The sequence below is a fragment of the Streptomyces sp. ACA25 genome (assembly GCF_028200735.1).
GTDB lineage: Bacteria > Actinomycetota > Actinomycetes > Streptomycetales > Streptomycetaceae > Streptomyces.
Window position 1 is genome coordinate 281,273 of record NZ_JAQKPV010000006.1, and the last position, 18,384, is coordinate 299,656.

General features: G+C 71.0%; 13 protein-coding genes. 10 read left to right on the top strand and 3 right to left on the bottom strand.

The window, feature by feature from the left end; all coding sequences use genetic code 11:
- Window positions 1-172 precede the first annotated feature (172 nt).
- The gene (gene serA / locus PJ985_RS12500) at window positions 173-1,765 is read left to right on the top strand and encodes a phosphoglycerate dehydrogenase (RefSeq protein WP_271683754.1); all 1,593 of its coding nucleotides are present in this window, start codon (window positions 173-175) and stop codon (window positions 1,763-1,765) included.
- A 93-nt stretch (window positions 1,766-1,858) separates the two neighbouring features.
- On the opposite strand, the gene PJ985_RS12505 is transcribed toward serA, so the two are convergent.
- Complete coding sequence (locus PJ985_RS12505) at window positions 1,859-2,986, bottom strand: winged helix DNA-binding domain-containing protein (protein WP_271683755.1); 1,128 nt, start codon at window positions 2,984-2,986, stop codon at window positions 1,859-1,861.
- A gap of 181 nt (window positions 2,987-3,167) precedes the next feature.
- Window positions 3,168-4,373, bottom strand: a complete 1,206-nt coding sequence (locus PJ985_RS12510; protein ID WP_271683756.1) for a PucR family transcriptional regulator — start codon at window positions 4,371-4,373, stop codon at window positions 3,168-3,170.
- A gap of 182 nt (window positions 4,374-4,555) precedes the next feature.
- On the opposite strand from PJ985_RS12510, the gene PJ985_RS12515 reads away from it, so the two are divergent.
- The 8 genes from PJ985_RS12515 (at window position 4,556) to PJ985_RS12550 (ending at window position 14,178) form a co-directional block, all read left to right on the top strand.
- Complete coding sequence (locus tag PJ985_RS12515) at window positions 4,556-5,482, top strand: proline dehydrogenase family protein (RefSeq protein ID WP_271683757.1); 927 nt, start codon at window positions 4,556-4,558, stop codon at window positions 5,480-5,482.
- A gap of 53 nt (window positions 5,483-5,535) precedes the next feature.
- On the top strand, window positions 5,536-7,167 hold the full coding sequence (gene pruA / locus PJ985_RS12520) for an L-glutamate gamma-semialdehyde dehydrogenase (protein WP_271683758.1): 1,632 nt from the start codon (window positions 5,536-5,538) through the stop codon (window positions 7,165-7,167).
- A gap of 385 nt (window positions 7,168-7,552) precedes the next feature.
- Window positions 7,553-7,702 (top strand): hypothetical protein, encoded by a 150-nt coding sequence (locus PJ985_RS12525; RefSeq protein ID WP_271683759.1) that lies wholly within the window; start codon window positions 7,553-7,555, stop codon window positions 7,700-7,702.
- Between the two features lie 77 nt (window positions 7,703-7,779).
- Complete coding sequence (locus PJ985_RS12530; RefSeq protein ID WP_271683760.1) at window positions 7,780-8,820, top strand: 3-isopropylmalate dehydrogenase; 1,041 nt, start codon at window positions 7,780-7,782, stop codon at window positions 8,818-8,820.
- A gap of 230 nt (window positions 8,821-9,050) precedes the next feature.
- Window positions 9,051-10,154 (top strand): branched-chain amino acid aminotransferase, encoded by a 1,104-nt coding sequence (locus PJ985_RS12535; protein ID WP_271683761.1) that lies wholly within the window; start codon window positions 9,051-9,053, stop codon window positions 10,152-10,154.
- Between the two features lie 339 nt (window positions 10,155-10,493).
- Entirely contained in the window at window positions 10,494-12,110 is a 1,617-nt protein-coding gene (gene cimA / locus PJ985_RS12540; RefSeq protein ID WP_271683762.1) for a citramalate synthase, read from the top strand.
- A gap of 210 nt (window positions 12,111-12,320) precedes the next feature.
- Window positions 12,321-13,904, top strand: coding sequence for an acyl-CoA carboxylase subunit beta (locus PJ985_RS12545; protein WP_271683763.1), 1,584 nt, complete (start codon window positions 12,321-12,323; stop codon window positions 13,902-13,904).
- A 55-nt stretch (window positions 13,905-13,959) separates the two neighbouring features.
- Window positions 13,960-14,178, top strand: coding sequence for an acyl-CoA carboxylase epsilon subunit (locus PJ985_RS12550; RefSeq protein ID WP_271683764.1), 219 nt, complete (start codon window positions 13,960-13,962; stop codon window positions 14,176-14,178).
- A gap of 128 nt (window positions 14,179-14,306) precedes the next feature.
- On the opposite strand, the gene PJ985_RS12555 is transcribed toward PJ985_RS12550, so the two are convergent.
- Window positions 14,307-14,471 (bottom strand): hypothetical protein, encoded by a 165-nt coding sequence (locus PJ985_RS12555; protein WP_271683784.1) that lies wholly within the window; start codon window positions 14,469-14,471, stop codon window positions 14,307-14,309.
- A 565-nt stretch (window positions 14,472-15,036) separates the two neighbouring features.
- On the opposite strand from PJ985_RS12555, the gene PJ985_RS12560 reads away from it, so the two are divergent.
- Window positions 15,037-18,378 carry a sensor histidine kinase gene (locus tag PJ985_RS12560; protein WP_271683765.1) on the top strand — a complete coding sequence of 1,114 codons (3,342 nt, stop codon included), beginning with the start codon at window positions 15,037-15,039 and terminating at the stop codon, window positions 18,376-18,378.
- Window positions 18,379-18,384: the final 6 nt, after the last annotated feature.

An 18,384-nucleotide genomic window follows, 5' to 3' on the forward strand; every position in this document is an offset into this window, starting at 1 on the left:
CGCGGGGGCCGGTCAGGTCCGGCCCCCGGCCCCCGCGGCGGCGATAGACTGCACAGCAACAAGCGCGTCACAGGCTCACAGCGTCGTGCGTCTTCACGCGGCTGCCCACCTCCACCGCCTTCGGCCGTCGGGACGCGGCCAACCGCAGAGGACTAGCGAGGATCGAGACCAAGTGAGCAAGCCCGCCGTACTCATCGCTGAAGAGCTTTCCCCCGCCACCGTTGAGGCTCTGGGGCCGGACTTCGAGATCCGGTACTGCAACGGAGCGGACCGCACCGAGCTGCTGAGCGCCATCGCGGATGTCGACGCCATCCTGATCCGCAGCGCCACCAAGGTCGACGCCGAGGCCATCGCTGCGGCGAACCGGCTGCGCGTCGTCGCCCGGGCGGGTGTCGGCCTGGACAACGTCGACGTCTCGGCCGCCACCAAGGCCGGCGTGATGGTGGTGAACGCCCCCACCTCCAACATCGTCACCGCCGCCGAGCTCGCCTGCGGTCTTGTTCTCGCCACCGCGCGCAACATCCCCCAGGCCGACCGGGCGCTGAAGAACGGCGAGTGGAAGCGCAGCAAGTACACCGGCGTGGAGCTGTCCGAGAAGACGCTGGGCGTCGTCGGGCTCGGCCGGATCGGGGTGCTGGTCGCTCAGCGGATGTCCGCCTTCGGCATGAAGGTCATCGCGTACGACCCCTACGTGCAGCCCTCCCGCGCCGCGCAGATGGGCGTCAAGCTGCTCTCCCTCGACGAACTGCTGGCGACCGCGGACTTCATCACCGTGCACCTCCCCAAGACCCCCGAGACGCTGGGCCTGATCGGTGACGAGGCGCTGCACAAGGTCAAGCCCTCGGTGCGGATCATCAACGCGGCGCGCGGTGGCATCGTCGACGAGCCCGCCCTCGCGAGCGCGCTCAAGGAGGGCCGGGTCGCCGGAGCCGGGCTGGACGTCTACGCCTCCGAGCCGTGCACCGACTCCCCGCTGTTCGAGTTCGACAGCGTCGTGTGCACTCCGCACCTGGGCGCCTCCACGGGGGAGGCACAGGAGAAGGCCGGGGTCTCCGTCGCCCGTTCCGTGCGGCTCGCGCTCGCCGGTGAGCTGGTGCCGGACGCGGTCAACGTGCAGGGCGGTGTCATCGCTGAGGACGTGCGCCCGGGTCTTCCGCTCGCCGAGAAGCTGGGCCGGATCTTCACCGCGCTGGCCGGCGAGGTCGCCCAACGCCTCGACGTGGAGGTCTACGGGGAGATCACCCAGCACGACGTGAAGGTGCTGGAGCTCTCCGCCCTCAAGGGTGTGTTCGAGGACGTCGTCGCGGAGACGACCGTCTCCTACGTCAACGCCCCGCTGTTCGCGCAGGAGCGCGGGGTCGAGGTCCGGCTGACCACCAGCTCCGAGTCCCCCGACCACCGGAACATGATCACCGTGCGCGGCACGCTCACCGGTGGCGGCGAGGTCTCGGTCTCCGGCACCCTCGCCGGTCCCAAGCACCAGCAGAAGATCGTCGGCATCGGCGGGCACACCGTCGACCTGGCGCTCGCCGACCACATGGCGTTCCTGCGTTACGTGGACCGTCCCGGGGTCGTCGGTGCGGTCGGCCGGATCCTGGGTGAGGCGCAGATCAACATCGCCGGGATGCAGGTGGCCCGTGCCGAGGAGGGCGGGGAGGCGCTGGTGGCGCTCACCGTGGACGACTCCGTCCCGCCGGCCGTCCTCGCGGAGATCGCCCAGGAGATCGGGGCGACCTCGGCCCGCGGGGTCAACCTCACGGACTGACACCCCCGCGCCGCGGTTCCGGGCGGGCCCGCTCCCCACACCGGGAGGCGGGCCCGCCCTGTCGTTCACCGGCTTGTCCCCGGCTCCCGGGCGTCACTCCGGCGGGGCGAACCGCACCGTGCGGGTCTGCGCGAGCGGGGTGGCGAAGGCCAGCAGCCGTTCCCCCTCCGCCACGACAGCTTCGGCGTCCGCGTCGGTGAGCGGCTCGAAAGCCGTGATGACCGCCGCCGCGGAGCGCTCCCGGCGGCGCTCCTCGGTCCGCCAGACCCCCCGCACGAACCCGTCGACCAGTACCGTCCCCTTGATCACCGCGTTCTTGCCCATCACCCGGGCCCGGTAGCCGTCGTCCATGATCCGGGCGCGGTCGGCGTGCGACAGCAGCAGGTTGTCGAACTCCGCCACCAGTTTCACCGGGGCCGGCACGTCCGGTCCGGGCCGGGGCGCCTCGGGCAGGTCGAACAGCTCCCGGCCCCGCTCGTCCCGGAAGGTGCGCAGCCGGGGCCGCAGCCGGTCCATGACATCGCCGAGACCGGTGAGCCCCGACCACTTCTGCGCGTCGGCCACGCTCGCCGGGCCGAAGGCCCCCAGATAGCGCAGCACGAGGGCGTCCGGGTCGGGCCGGGCGTCCAGCGGCCGGCCGAGCCAGTGCTCCACGGTGGTCAGCGTCGGTTGCCCCGACCTGCCCCAGACTCCGCGCGGCGGCACCTGGACCAGCGGCACGAGGTGGCGGACCACCCGGGTGAGGGCTCTCGGAGCGATGTCCGGCCACCGCTCGGCGAGCAGCGCTCCCAGCTCCTTGGAGGTGCGAGGCTCCTCCTCCACGAGCGCGCGGCCGGTCGCCGCCACCGTCTCCGGGTCGGCCACTCTCCGCAGCTCCGCGTCGAAGGTCTGGTCGCCGAACAGACCGCGCCGCAGCATGGGCTGCAGCAGGGGGGCCAGCGCCAGGCAGTCGCGGGCGGAGACGAGGTGGACGGTGTTCCGCATCAGGACGGCCCGCACCACCTGACGCTCCAGCAGCAGCTCCGCCAGCTCCTGCGGGCCGAAGTCCACCAGCCGGGACCACAGCCCGTAGTAGGGGGGGAACGGCGCCTGGGCCTGCAGGCCGATGAGGTGCTCGACCGTCTCGGGAGCGGTCATCCGTGCAGGACGCAGCAGCAACTGCCGGTCGAGCAGCGCCCGGTTGAGTGCACGGGGGCTGAGGACCGGGCCGGCCGCCGTCACGGGAGGGTCCTTGAGAAGAAGCGCATGTCACCGCGGGGGATCGTCGGGTCCACGACGGCAGTGGGGGCCGTCGTGCCGGGCACGGTCACCCTAATGCGGCGCGACTCGACCCGTGGTGGAGCCCCCTTGGCCACCGGCTGCTGCCGCTCCGTGCCAGGACCGCCCCGCCGCGCCCCACGGCTCATCCCGTGGTGTCGCGCAGCCTGACGGTCTTCAGGGCCATGTGGAGGAGCAGCCGGGCCTCGCCGTCGTGCAGATCCAGCCCGGTGAGCCTTTCCACCCGGGACAGCCGGTAGTAGAGCGTCTGCCGGTGGATGCCGAGGGCCGCCGCGGCCGCTCCTGCCTGACCCGCGTGGTCCAGGAACACTTCGGCGGAGCGTGCCAGTTCCCGGTGGGCAGGGTCCAGCAGGGTCCGCACGGCAGGGTCCGGTGCGGAGTCCGGCAGCGCGGTCAGCAGCCGGTAGGGGCCCAGCTGCTCCCAGTCGGCCACCGGGCCGTGCCGCGGGCCGCCGGCCCGGGCGGCCCGCGCGGCGGAGACGGCCTCCCGCCAGGCGGCGGGCAGCTCGGCGAGCCCGGTGCGGGGTGCGCTGACCCCTGCGGTGGCACTGCCGGGCTCCGGGGCCGCACCGCTGTCCGGTGTGCTGTGGTTCCGGCCCGCGGCCCCCGTCCACGGCGACCGCAGCAGCTCCCGGGCCGCCAGCCGGGCCGGCTCCAGCGGGTCGGAGGTGGAGCGCAGCCGTACCAGCCCGGCGAGGCCGGACGGCAGGGCGGTGGCCGCGAGCACGGCCGGCAGCCCGGACATCGGCAAGCCCTCCTCGCCCGACGCGACCCACGGAGTGACGGCGATCATGGCCATCGGTCCGGCCGCAGCCGGGCCCAGCATCTCCGCCAGCTCGGTGCCGGCCGCTTCGCGCAGGGCGGGGGAGGCGGTGAGCAGCGTGCGCAGCCGGCTCCCCCGGCGGGACCCGGTCCGGGCCTCCCCGGCGAGCAGGGCCCCGATGCGTGCCGCGGTGCTCATGGCGTCGGTGAGGCGGGGATCACCGGCCCCCCGCACCCCGTCGTCGAGCAGCCAGATGTATCCGTGGACCACCCCGCCGTGCCGGGCCGGGAGGCACAGTCGGCCGGTGAGCACGCCCGCCGATGGGTCCGCGGGGATCCGCACCGGCCCCTGGGCCCGGGCGATCCCGAAGCTCTCGAACCAGGCGCGCACCTGGGCCGTCGAACGGCGCCGGAGAATCGACCGGGTGCGGACGGGGTCCATCACGCGGTCGTCGTCGCTGTCGTGCGCCCCGAAGGCGATCAGTCCGAAGTCCCGGCCCTCCAGCGTTGCCGGGGTGCCCAGCCGGGCGGAGATCTCATCGATGAGCTCCTGGTACTCCTCCCGCACCGCGCACCGCCTCACCGTTCGCGCTGTCCCGCACCGCTCCCACACCATTGTCATACATCTGTCTGAGATTCGGGCCACGGAGGCGTGACAGCTGTCGCTGGCCGGGGTATGCGGACATTCCTTATGTTCGGGTGACGGCTTCGCCGTGTGTGTGCCACTCGACCCCCAAGGAGGAGGTGCCCGTGCTCGGTCCCGTGCTTCTCGCCGCCGCGCGCAGCGACAGCATCCGCCGCGCCGTCTCGGCGACCCCGCTGACCCGGCCCGTGGTGGACCGGTTCGTGGCCGGCGAGCGGCTTGACGAATCCCTGGCTGTGGTCCGCGCGCTGCTCGACCGCGGTATGGAGGTGACACTGAACCATCTCGGCGAGGACGTCACGGACCCTTCCGAGGCACTGCGCACCCGCGACGCGTACCTGGCGCTGGCGGAGGCCCTCGGAAAGCAGCAGCTGGGCGCCCGGGTGGAGGTGTCGGTGAAGCTCTCCGCCTTCGGGCAGGCGCTGCCCGGCGGTGACGACCTGGCCTACGACCACGTTCTCCCGGTCGTCGAGGCCGCAGCCGAGGCGGGCACCACGGTGACGCTGGACATGGAGGACCACACCACGGTCGACTCCACGCTCGCCATCCTGCGCCGCCTGCGTTCCCGGTTCCCGCAGACCGGCGCGGTCCTGCAGTCCTACCTCTTCCGGACCGAGGACGACTGCCGGGCGCTGGCCGGGGAAGGCTCCCGGGTGCGGCTGGTGAAGGGTGCCTACAAGGAGCCCGGCTCCGTGGCCTTCCAGGACCGGCACGAGGTCGACCGGGCCTACGTCCGCTGTCTGGGGATCCTCCTCGCCGGGCAGGGCTATCCCATGATCGGCTCGCACGATCCGCGGATGGTGGCCCTGACCGAGGAGTTGGTCCGCCGGTACGGACGGAAGCCCGGCTCGTACGAATTCCAGATGCTGAACGGCATCCGGGAGGGCGAGCAGCGCCGTCTGGTCGCTGACGGCCACCGGATGCGGGTGTACGTCCCGTACGGCACCGACTGGTACGGCTACTTCATGCGCCGGCTGGCGGAACGCCCGGCCAACCTCGCGTTCTTCCTCCGGTCGCTGGCCACCCGGGGCTGACCGCCCCGGCCCCGCACACCGGACGACCCCGACTTTCGAAGGAGCCCAAGGCCATGGACGCTGTGACCCAGGTCCCCGCCCCGTACAACGAACCGGTGCACACCTACGCACCCGGCAGCCCTGAGCGCGCGCGGCTGGAGCAGAAGCTCAAGGAACTGGCCGAGCGGCCGGTCGACCTGCCGATGACCATCAACGGTGAGAAGCGGATGGGCGGCGGCGAGCGCTTCGACGTCGTCCAGCCGCACCGTCACAAGGCCGTGCTCGGCACGTACGCCAACGCCACCCGGCAGGACGCCCAGGACGCGATCGACGCTGCCCTGGCCGCCGCCCCCGCATGGCGGGCGCTGTCCTTCGACGACCGGGCCGCCGTCCTCCTGAAGGCGGCCGAGCTGCTGTCCGGCCCCTGGCGGGAGACGATCGCGGCCTCCACGATGCTCGGTCAGTCCAAGACGATCCAGCAGGCGGAGATCGACGCGCCCTGCGAGCTGATCGACTTCTGGCGCTTCAATGTGCACTTCGCCCGCCAGATTCTGGACGAGCAGCCGCCCACCCAGCCGAAAGGGGTGTGGAACCGCCTCGACCACCGTCCGCTGGAGGGCTTCGTCTACGCGGTGACCCCGTTCAACTTCACCGCCATCGCGGGCAACCTGCCCACCGCTCCGGCCCTGATGGGCAACGTGGTGGTCTGGAAGCCCTCTCCGACGCAGACCCACGCCGCCGTGCTCCTGATGGAGCTGCTGGAGGAGGCGGGGATGCCCAAGGGGGTGATCAACCTGGTGACCGGGGACGGCAAGGAGGTCTCCGAGGTCGCCCTGCCGCATCCGGAGCTGGCGGGTGTCCACTTCACCGGTTCCACCGCGACGTTCCAGTACCTGTGGCAGCAGGTCGGGAACAACATTCAGCGGTACCGCAGCTACCCGCGGGTGGTCGGTGAGACCGGCGGCAAGGACTTCATCGTCGCCCACCCGAGCGCGGACCCTGCGATCCTGAAGACCGCGGTGATCCGGGGAGCGTTCGAGTACCAGGGCCAGAAGTGCTCCGCGGCCTCCCGGGCCTACATCCCCCGCTCGCTGTGGGACAACGGCCTCCGGGACGGGCTCGTCGCCGAGACGGAGGAGCTGCCCATGGGGGATGTCACCGACCTGTCCCATTTCCTCGGAGCCGTCATCGACGAGCGGGCCTTCGCCAAGAACAAGGCCGCCATCGACCGTGCCAAGGCCGACCCGGCCTGCGAGATCGTGGCGGGTGGCGTTTACGACGACTCGGTCGGCTACTTCGTCCGCCCGACCGTCATCACCTGCACCGATCCGGAGAACGAGGTATTCAAGACCGAGTACTTCGGCCCGATCATGGCCGTCCACGTGTACGAGGACGAGGACTTCGACACCATGCTGGACCAGATGGAGTCCGCCTCGGCGTACGCGCTGACCGGTGCCGTCCTGGCGCAGGACCGGCAGGTGCTCTCCGAGGTGTCCGAGCGGCTGCGGTTCGCGGCCGGCAACTTCTACCTCAACGACCGCCCCACCGGCTCGATCGTGGGGCAGCAGCCCTTCGGAGGAGCGCGCGCCTCCGGTACCAACGACAAGGCGGGCTCGAAGTTCAACCTGCTGCGCTGGACGTCCCCGCGCGCCATCAAGGAGACGCAGGTCGCCCCGACCGACTACCGGTACCCCCACATGGACTGAGCTCCGCATTCCGCACTCCGCGCGCCCGCTGCCCGTCCCGCCCCGGACGGCGGCGGGCGCGCCGCGCGTCCGGGGCCGGTGGGCACGCAGGCGCACCGGTGAGGAAGGCCGCGGCAGGAATCACCCCCGGGAGGTAGCCGGGGTGCTTCGTCGCAGGTCAGCGCCTGTGTCGTCTCAGATACTAGGACGGTCGAGTATCTGGCGGGACATTACGGCCGATCACCGCTAACTTTGTAGGAAGCCGAACGTCACGCTCCATCCAGCGATTGGCGGATGAGGCACGGTGCTCTGCCGCGGGTGACCCCCGCCGCGCCGGCCGTCCCCGCCGCTTCCGGCCGTCAGGAACCGCTGCCCTGTCCGCAGGGAACCCTCAGGAGCTGATCCCGTGTACGAGACCTCCGTCTCCCCGGCCCCGTCCGCCACCCGCGTCCGCCGGCCCCGTGCCACCAGCGCCGACGACCGCCGCAACGCCGCCGCCGCACTCCAGCGCGCGCTGGACCGCCGGGACAACGGCGGGGCACCGGGCTCCGAGTGAGCCCTTCCGGACCTCCACGGGTGTCCGGATCGTGGACGCTCGATGTCGAGGGTTGGGACGAGACGTAGGGTTCCGTCATGGCTCGCAGCATGGATATCGCAGTGATCTCCGGTGACGGCATCGGTCCGGAGGTGGTGGAGCAAGGGCTGAAAGTCCTCGCGGCCGCCCTTCCTCCAGAGGTGAAGCTGGAGACCACCGGTTACGACCTCGGCGCCCGGCGCTGGCACTCCACGGGGGAAACCCTGCCGGATGCCGAACTGGAGCAGCTCAAGGGACACGACGCGATCCTGCTGGGCGCGGTCGGTGATCCCTCGGTTCCCTCCGGGGTGCTGGAGCGGGGCCTTCTGCTCAAGCTGCGCTTCGCCTTCGACCATTACGTCAATCTGCGCCCCAGCAAGCTCTTCCCGAACACGAAGAGCCCTCTGGCCGGCAATCCGGACATCGACTTCGTCGTCGTCCGGGAAGGCACCGAAGGCCCCTACGTCGGCAATGGCGGCTCGATGCGGACCGGCACTCCGGCCGAGGTCGCCACCGAGGTGAGCCTGAACACCGCCTACGGGGTGGAGCGCGTGGTGCGCGACGCCTTCGAGCGGGCGAAGGCACGTCCCGCCAGGAAGCTGACCCTGGTGCACAAGAACAACGTGCTGGTGCACGCCGGTCACCTGTGGACGAACACCGTCGACCGGGTCGGCCGGGAGTACCCCGAGGTCGCCACCGACTACCTGCACGTGGACGCGGCGACGATCTTCCTGGTCACCCAGCCCGAGCGGTTCGACGTGATCGTCACCGACAATCTCTTCGGTGACATCCTCACCGATCTCGCCGCGGCCATCACCGGCGGCATCGGCCTCGCCGCCTCCGGCAACATCAACCCGACCGGCGCCTTTCCCTCCATGTTCGAGCCGGTGCACGGCTCCGCCCCGGACATCGCGGGCACCAACACGGCCGACCCGACGGCGACCGTGCTGTCCGTGGCCCTGCTGCTCCGGCACCTCGGCCACGAGGCGGAGGCCGCCCGCGTCGAGGACGCCGTCACCGCGGATCTCGCCGAGCGTGACGGCACTCCGCGCTCCACCAGTGTGATCGGCGACGCGTTGGCCGCCCGGGTAGCCGGCTGACCGCTGCTGCCACCCGTACAGCCCAGCGGCGAGCACCGAGCCGCTGGGCAATCCGGCGGTCCGGTGTCACCATTTCCCAGCAGGGCCGCACCCAGGTAGGAGACGCAGCTCCCCGCGCGCGATAATCGGACGTGGGGCCGTTGCGTTTCGGGATGCTCGGACGTCCTCGTACTTGCGTGCGAGGCGACCGGGGCGCGGTCCGCCACGACACCCAGCTAAGGACGCGCACGATGACGACGCCCCGCATCACCTTCGATCTGAAGCCCTCGACCCGGCCGCTGGCCGACGCGGAGCGCGAGGCGGTGCTCGCCGCCCCCGGTTTCGGCCGGCGCTTCACCGACCACATGATCACCATCAGGTGGACCGAGGGACGCGGCTGGCACGACGCCCAGCTCGAGCCGTATGCGCCGCTGCAGATCGATCCGGCGAACATGACGCTGCACTACGCGCAGACCATCTTCGAAGGGCTGAAGGCGTACCGGCGGGCCGACGGCACGGTGGCCGCCTTCCGCCCCGAGGAGAACGCCAAGCGGTTCCAGCGCTCGGCCCGTCGGATGGCCATGCCCGAACTGCCGGTCGACACCTTCATCGAGGCCATCGACCTGCTCGTCACCCAGGACCGGAAGTGGGTGCCGGGCCTCGGTGAGCAGTCGCTCTACCTGCGCCCCTTCATGTTCGCGACCGAGGTGGGCCTCGGCGTCAAGCCCGCCAACTCCTACCTGTTCATGGTGATTGCCTCTCCGGCCGGAGCCTACTTCCCCGGCGGGATCAAGCCGGTCTCCGTCTGGCTCTCCGAGGAGTACGTCCGGGCCGCCCCCGGGGGCACCGGGGAGGCCAAAGCCGGCGGGAACTACGCCGCCTCGCTCGTCGCCCAGGCCGAGGCCGCCCAGCAGGGCTGTGACCAGGTGGTCTGGCTGGATGCCGTGGAGCGCCGCTGGATCGAGGAGATGGGCGGCATGAACCTCTACTTCGTGTACGGCTCGGGCAAGGACGCCCGGGTCGTCACCCCGGAACTCACCGGCACCCTGCTGCCCGGCATCACCCGTGCCTCGCTGCTGCAGATCGCCGCCGATCTCGGCTACGCGACCGGGGAGGTCCGCATCTCCACCGAGGACTGGCGGCGCGGCAACGCCGACGGCAGCATCACCGAGGTCTTCGCCTGCGGCACCGCCGCGGTGATCACCCCCGTCGGCTCGGTGAAATCCACCCGTGCGGAATGGACCGTCGGCGACGGCGAACCGGGTGACATCACGATGCGACTGCGGGAGGCCCTGCTGGCCCTTCAGACCGGCCGCGCCGAGGACCCGCACGGCTGGATGCACCAGCTCGGCTAGAGAGCCTCCCGGCCCCGCCCGTCGTCCGTCCGGCAACGTGTCGTCCGGATCGTGAGACATGGGCGGGGTTGGTGGGGTGTGTGTGGCAGACTGCCCGCGTGCTCTCGTACGCCACGATGATTATGGTGACCAGCGCGCCGGTCCGCAGTGACCGCTGATCCGCAAGCAGACCCGAGCGGCAGTGGCCACAGTGCCCAGGACCCGCGTGCAGACCTCTCGCATCCGCGAGAGGTTTTTTCGTTTTCCGGCCCGACCCCGCCGGAGGCGGGAGCACGCGGGGCGTGGAGCAGTGGAGCGAAGTCTCACGGACGCATCCAGCCTGACAGGAGTCTTACCGCCATGACGACGGACGCCCCGGATACACACGTCCCGAGCGACGGCTTCCACGTCTTCGACACCACTCTGCGCGACGGCGCGCAGCGCGAGGGCATCAACCTGACCGTTGCCGACAAGCTCACCATCGCCCGCCATCTGGATGACTTCGGGGTCGGTTTCATCGAGGGAGGCTGGCCCGGCGCCAACCCCCGCGACACGGAGTTCTTCCAGCGGGCGCGGCGGGAGATCGACTTCCGCCATGCCAGGCTGGTGGCCTTCGGGGCGACCCGCAAGGCACGTACCCCGGTCGCCGAGGACCCCCAGGTGCAGGCGCTGCTCGACTCCGGGGCCCCGGTGGTCACCCTGGTGGCCAAGGCGCACGACCGGCACGTGGAGCTCGCCCTGCGCACCACGCTGGAGGAGAACCTCGCGATGGTGCGCGACACCGTGGAGCACGTACGGTCCCAGGGCCGCCGGGTCTTTGTGGACTGCGAGCACTTCTTCGACGGGTACCACGCCAACCCGGAGTACGCGCAGCGGGTCGTGCGCACCGCCTGGTCGGCCGGCGCGGACGTGGTGGTGCTGTGCGACACCAACGGAGGCATGCTCCCCGCGCAGGTGCAGGCGGTGGTGCAGGCGGTGCAGGCCGGCACCGGGGCCCGGCTCGGCATCCACGCCCAGGACGACACCGGTTGCGCGGTGGCGAACACGCTGGCCGCGGTGGACGCGGGCGCCACGCATGTGCAGTGCACCGCCAACGGCTACGGCGAGCGGGTCGGCAATGCCAACCTCTTCCCCGTGGTGGCGGCGCTGGAGCTGAAGTACGGCAAGCAGGTGCTCCCGGAAGGCGCGCTGCGGGAGATGACCCGCATCTCACACGCCATCGCCGAGGTCGTCAACCTCGCTCCGGCCACCCACCAGCCGTACGTGGGTGTCTCCGCCTTCGCGCACAAGGCCGGCCTGCACGCCTCCGCCATCAAGATCGACCCCGACCTCTACCAGCACACGGATCCCGAGCTGGTGGGCAACTCGATGCGGATGCTGGTCTCCGACATGGCGGGGCGGGCTTCCGTCGAACTCAAGGGCCGGGAGCTGGGGTACGACCTGGCCGGTGACCGCGAGCTGGTCGGCCGGATCGTCGCCCGCATCAAGGAACAGGAGCTCAAGGGGTACACCTACGAGGCCGCCGACGCGTCCTTCGAGCTGCTGCTGCGCGACGAGGTGGACGGCAGGGCCCGGCGCTTCTTCCGGCTCTCCAGCTGGCGGGCGATCTCCGACCTGCGCCCCGACGGGGAACAGGAGAACGAGGCCACGGTGAAGCTGTGGGCCAAGGGGGAGCGGATCATCGCCAGCGGCGAGGGCAACGGACCGGTCAATGCGCTGGACCGGGCGCTCCGCAGCGGTCTGGAGCCGTTCTTCCCGGCGCTGGCACGGATGCAGCTGGTGGACTACAAGGTGCGCATCCTGGAGGGGAAGCAGGGCACCCAGTCGACCACCCGGGTGCTTGTCACCACCGGTGACGGAAGTGCCGAGTGGTCCACCGTGGGGGTGGCCAAGAACGTCATTGCCGCGTCCTGGCGGGCGTTGGAGGATGCCTACACCTACGGTCTGCTGCGGGCCGGGCTACAGCCGAGCGAGTGAGATCCTCCGGAGGGTGAGTCGTCCGCCGGTCCGCGAGCGCTGGAGTGGGCACTGTGGGATTCTCACAGTGCCCACCGGGTCCTTCCTGTAGGAAGAGCCCGCCTGCTCCGTCGAACGGGCGCGTTCTGTCCGTGCCAGCCATGAAATGGCTGGGGAGACTGTACGAATCTGACGAGGGCGGAGAAGACCGCCGTTTCGTAGGGTCTGAACATGACCGATCAGTCCCAGATGGCTCCGCCGGCGACCGATGCCCGAGGACGGGTGGCCGAGCTGCACGCGATCCGTGCCGCGGCCCACCGAGGCCCCAGTGACAAGGCCACCGAGACTCAGCACGCCAAGGGGAAGCTGACCGCGCGCGAACGCATTGAGCTGCTGCTGGACAGCGGGACCTTCCGTGAGGTGGAGACCCTGCGCCGGCACCGGGCGACCGGGTTCGGCCTGGAGGAGAAGAAGCCCTACACGGACGGCGTGGTGACCGGCTGGGGCACGGTGCACGGGCGGACGGTCTTCGTCTACGCGCACGACTTCCGCATCTTCGGCGGGGCGCTGGGGGAGGCGCACGCCACCAAGATCCACAAGATCATGGACATGGCCATCGGGGCGGGAGCTCCGCTGGTCTCGCTGAACGACGGGGCAGGGGCCCGTATCCAGGAAGGTGTTTCGGCCCTGGCGGGCTACGGCGGAATCTTCCAGCGCAACACGAAGGCCTCGGGAGTCATCCCGCAGATCTCCGTGATGCTCGGCCCGTGCGCGGGCGGTGCGGCGTATTCCCCGGCGCTCACGGACTTCGTGTTCATGGTGCGGGAGACCTCCCAGATGTTCATCACCGGCCCCGACGTGGTGCAGGCGGTGACCGGTGCTGAGGTCACGCAGAACGGCCTGGGCGGCGCGGACGTGCACGCGGGGACCTCCGGGGTGGCGCATTTCGCCTACGACGACGAGGAGACCTGCCTCGAGGAGGTCCGGTACCTGCTGTCGCTCCTTCCGCAGAACAACCGGGAGAACCCCCCGGTCGCTGAGACGGAGGACCCGGCGGACCGCCGCGGGGAGGCCCTGCTCGACCTGGTGCCGGTGGACGGGAACCGCCCCTACGACATGCGGCAGGTGATCGAGGAGCTCGTCGACGACGGCGATTTTCTGGAGATCCACGAGCGCTGGGCCACCAACATCATCTGTGCCCTGAGCCGGATGGACGGTCAGGTGGTGGGGATCGTGGCGAACCAGCCGCAGTCCATGGCCGGAGTACTGGACATCGGGGCCTCGGAGAAGGCCGCCCGCTTCGTCCAGATGTGCGACGCTTTCAACATTCCGATCATCACACTGCTGGATGTGCCCGGCTTCCTGCCCGGAGTGGACCAGGAGCACGGCGGCATCATCCGGCACGGCGCGAAGCTGCTGTACGCCTACTGCAACGCCACGGTGCCGCGCATCTCGGTGGTGCTCCGCAAAGCGTACGGCGGGGCGTACATCGTCATGGACTCGCAGTCCATCGGCGCGGACCTCACCTATGCCTGGCCGACCAACGAAATCGCCGTCATGGGGGCCGAAGGCGCCGCCAACGTCATCTTCCGCCGGCAGATCGCCGGAGCCGACGACCCCGAAGCCATGCGGGTCCGCATGGTCAAGGAGTACAAGGCCGAGCTCATGCATCCCTACTATGCCGCCGAGCGCGGGCTGGTCGACGATGTCATCGATCCGGCCGAGACGCGTGAGGTGCTGGTCCGTTCCCTGGCGATGCTGCGCAGCAAGCACGCCGACCTGCCGTCCCGTAAGCACGGCAACCCCCCGCAGTAGGCCCGCGGCGAGGTTCGCGGCACAACAGGCAGAAGCAACCGTCCCGGGAGGGCGCATGAGCATCCACACCCACCTGCACACCAACCTCGTCCGCGTGGAAAAGGGGCAGGCCAGCAACGAGGAGCTGGCCGCTGTCACGGCGCTGCTGCTGGCCCGGGCGGGCTCGGCCCGGCACGTTGCCGCGCCCGCTCCGCACGGCCGTCGTTCCCCCGCGGGATGGCGCCGGCTGGAGCGCACGCCGGGCTTCCGCGCACCGCACAGCTGGCAGGGCTGACTCGCACGGGCCGGGCGGGGAGGCCCCGGCCCGTGCGCGGCCCGCCGGCTCCCGGGGCATGGTCCGGGCCCCGCACCGCTGGTGCGGGGCCCGGACGCGTGGACGGTGACGGGGCACCGCCCGGCACGTCACTGTGCCGGGGCGTCCATGAGTACGGTGCGGCGCGGGTTGGCTGTGCTGGGCGGCAGTTCTCCCTCACCGGCGGCGCGGCCGGCGGGCTGCCCGAGCTGCTCCGCACTCTCGAGGTGCCCCAGGGTGGTGCGCTGCGGATTGGCGGTCGCCTGCGTGATCATCGTGGTTTTCACGGAACTCGTCTCTCGCCCTTGTCATACCGGGGATGGGGTGCAAAGGCCGAGCGTAGCCACTGCCCCCCGGGCTCCGGCCCCCCAGCTGCGCGGATTCCACCGGACATCCCTTGTGAGTATTGTCACGGGCGATGGGCAAAAAGGGCGAAACGGGCGGTCAGTGCCTCTTCATCAATCGGGCATTTCGCCATAAATGGTGCCCATGTTGCCTTCCGGGCTTCAGGTCGGACACGCTGCCCGGGTGATGGCAGCGCCGAAATGTCCGCTTGTTGCCCCGTGAAGGTGCACGCGTGGTGGTCCCACGCATGCGCAGGGTCATAGATGTCAAAGGACTACTCCGGCCCCTTGTTGGAGATCGGGCACTGTGTTGGAATTCCACCGACCGCCGCGGGATGCCAAGCCGACGTGCAGGGCGCGTACGCAGCCCCGGCACCCGGATGAATCATCAGGACGCGCCGGTTGCCCACGACCGTCAGGGGCCCCGGGTGCTCCTGGCTCGATACCGCTCCGTCGCCCCGGCGACGGAGCGCCTGGTCCAGAGGTTGCGACGCTAGTGCAGGGACGTTTCAAGAGGGAAGGCAGCGCTGCGGGAGATGCGGAGCTGGGCGGAGCCACAGGCCGCAGCTCCCCTGCCGGGCACGCCGATGACGGCGAGCCGTCGCAGGCCGGGGTGACCGTCGACCGGACGACACCCGACGAGCCCGGCGGTGAGGCCGGGCAGTCCGATGCGCCGGAGAAGTCCGGGGGGCCACAGCACGCAGGCTCCCGGATGGCGTTGCGGAACTGGCGGATCAGTACCCGTCTGGTCTCTCTGATCGCCCTCCCGGTGGTCGCTGCGACAGTGCTGGGCGGTTTCCGCATCCAGCAGTCGATGGAGAACGTCGAGCAGCTGGACAACATGCAGCTGCTGACCGACATGACGCAGCAGGCGACCCGGCTCGCGGTGGCCCTGCAGGAGGAGCGCGACCGCTCGGCGGGTCCGCTGGTCAGTGGGCGGAGCCCGAAGAGCGATGACGTGGTGGCCCCCAGGGAGCGCACCGACGCTGCCCGGCAGGCCTTCGCCGACGCCACCTTCGAGATCGACACCAGCGATGAGGTGCTCTCGGGCATCAACTCACGGGTGCTCAGCATCGGGCGGCAGCTCAACGAGATCAAGGAGATCCGGGACACCGCCTACGAAGACCCGCTGTACCTCTCCCAGACGGTCACCCGGTACAACCAGCTGATCGAATCGCTGCTCTCGCTCTCGCAGGACATGGCGCAGGCGACGAGCAACGCCGAGATGATCCAGAACACGCGAGCGCTGGCCGCGTTCTCCTCGGCGAAGGAGAACGCCTCCATCCAGCGGGCGGTCATCACCGGAGGACTCGCCCGCGGTGAGCGCGACGACGATGAGCCCGGCCTCACCCCCAGCGACTGGACCTACGGCAAGAGCGCGCTCAACAACGAGAAGGCCGCCATGTCCAGCTTCGTGCAGCTGTACGGCGACGAGGCTCGCGTCGAGGAGCTGCTGGAACCGCTGGAAGGCGGGATCGTCAACATCGTCTCGGCGAACCAGTACGCCCAGACGGTCTTCAACAGCGAGGACGGGATCACCACCCAGTTCCGCACCTACAAGGACTGGTACGACCTCAATCGCACCAAGATCGAGGCGATGGACAACATCGAGCAGACCCTGCTCGCCGAGATGGAGGAGCAGGCGCGCACCCTGCGCGACGACGCCCAGCGGGACGCCATTCTCAACGGTGCGATCATCCTGCTCGTCCTCGGTATCTCACTGGTCGGCGCCTTCGTCGTCGCCCGGTCGATGGTCCGCTCGCTGCGCCGGCTGCAGTACACCGCTCAGCAGGTCGCCCACAAGCGGCTGCCCGAGGTCGTCCGGGAGATGTCCGAGGCAGACCCGCAGGACGTCGACACCAACGTGCAGTCCGTGGGCGTGCACACCCGGGACGAGATCGGACAGGTGGCCCAGGCGTTCGACGAGGTGCACCGGGAGGCTGTCCGCCTCGCCGGTGAGCAGGCACTGCTGCGGGGCAACGTGAACGCGATGTTCACCAACCTCTCGCGCCGCAGCCAGGGGCTCGTCCAGCGCCAGCTGTCGCTCATCTCCGAGCTGGAGTCCCGGGAGGCCGACCCGGACCAGCTGGAGAACCTCTTCAAGCTGGACCACCTCGCGACCCGCATGCGCCGTAACGGCGAGAACCTCCTGGTCCTCGCCGGTGAGGAGCCGGGCCGCCGGTGGACGCGCCCGGTGCCCCTGGTCGACGTGCTCAGGGCCGCGGCTTCCGAGGTGGAGCAGTACGAGCGGATCGAGCTCAGTGCGGTTCCGAAGAGCGAGGTGGCCGGCCGCGTGGTCAACGACCTCGTGCACCTGCTCGCCGAGCTTCTGGAGAACGCCACGTCGTTCTCCTCTCCGCAGACCAAGGTCAAGGTCACCGGTCACGCGCTGCCCGACGGCCGCGTCCTGGTGGAGATTCACGACACCGGAATCGGTCTGTCCCCCGAGGACCTCGCCGAGATCAACGAACGGCTGGCGAACCCGCCGACCGTGGACGTGTCGGTCTCGCGCCGGATGGGTCTGTTCGTGGTCGGCCGGCTGTCCCTGCGGCACGGCATCCGAATACAGCTGCGGCCTTCCGATTCCGGTGGTACGACCGCGCTGGTCATGCTGCCCGCCGAGGTCGCCCAGGGCGGCAAGGGCAAGCCCGCCGGGTCGCCGTCGCGGAACGCCGGTCAGGCCTCCGCGACACTGCAGCGGGAGGCACCCGCCCCCCGGCACCAGCAGCAGGACGCCGGCCGGATGCCGCCCGGACCGTCCCGCGGCCAGGTGCCCGCCACGCCCTCCCGCCCCGCTCTTCCCTCCCGCCCGGGAGCCGAAGGCGGTCCCGGCGGCCCGCAGATCGGGCGCCCCGGGCCGGGAAGCCGTCCCAGTTGGGCTTCCGACAACGAGGAGACCGGCCGGATGCCCGCCATGGGCGGCACCGACGGTCCTCGCGGCCACGACGACGCCCACTCCACGGGCGCCTTCGCCGCTCCCGGCTACGCAGGACCGGGCGGCCCGCGCCAGGGACGGCCCGCGCCCGCCGCGCAGCCGGACCCCGCGGAGACCGGCAGCTTCGCCCGTCCCGCGGACCTGCCCGGCCCGGCCCGGCCCGGCGACGGCGGCCAGTTCACCGGCGGCCGGTCCGGCGGTGGCGGCCGGTTCGGCGGCGGCCAGTACGGCAGCGGCCAGTACGGCGGTGGCCAGTACGGCAGCCAGGACACCGGCGAGTTTCCGGCGCAGCAGCCGCAGGACACGCCGCGGGACCCTGGGGGAGACCTCCCGCCGGCTGCTCCCCGGTACGACGGCGGCGGCGCTCCCGAACGCACCCCGATCTTCGAGCAGATGGAGACGGCGTGGTTCACCTCCCGCCGGGCAGCTCAGCCGGCTGCCCCGGCCCGGGAGCCCGCGGACACCCCGCCCGCTCCGCAGCGGCCCACGGCTCCCACTCCGCGGCCCGACCAGCAGGCCGAGGCCGTTCCGCCGGCCCCGCCGCAGCGTCGGCCGACCGGGGAGAACCCGGCGCCCCAGGGTTCCGCTCCAGCCGCTCCTGAGCCTCAGTGGCGCTCCTCGCCCAATGACGAGCGCTGGCGTCAGGCCGAGCAGTTGCGGCGGCCCGCCGCGGGTGGTGTCACCACCTCGGGGCTTCCGCGCCGGGTGCCGCGCGCCAACCTGGTTGCGGGCACCGCTCAGCAGGAGTCGGCTCCTACCGGGCCGCAGGTCTCCCGGGCACCGGACGACATCCGGGGCCGGCTGACCAATCTCCGCCGGGGAATCCAGCAGGGCCGGCGCGCGGGATCCGCAGCCGATGGAACTGACCGGGGCGCCAGCCCCACGTACCAGCAGGAGCGTTAGGGTGAA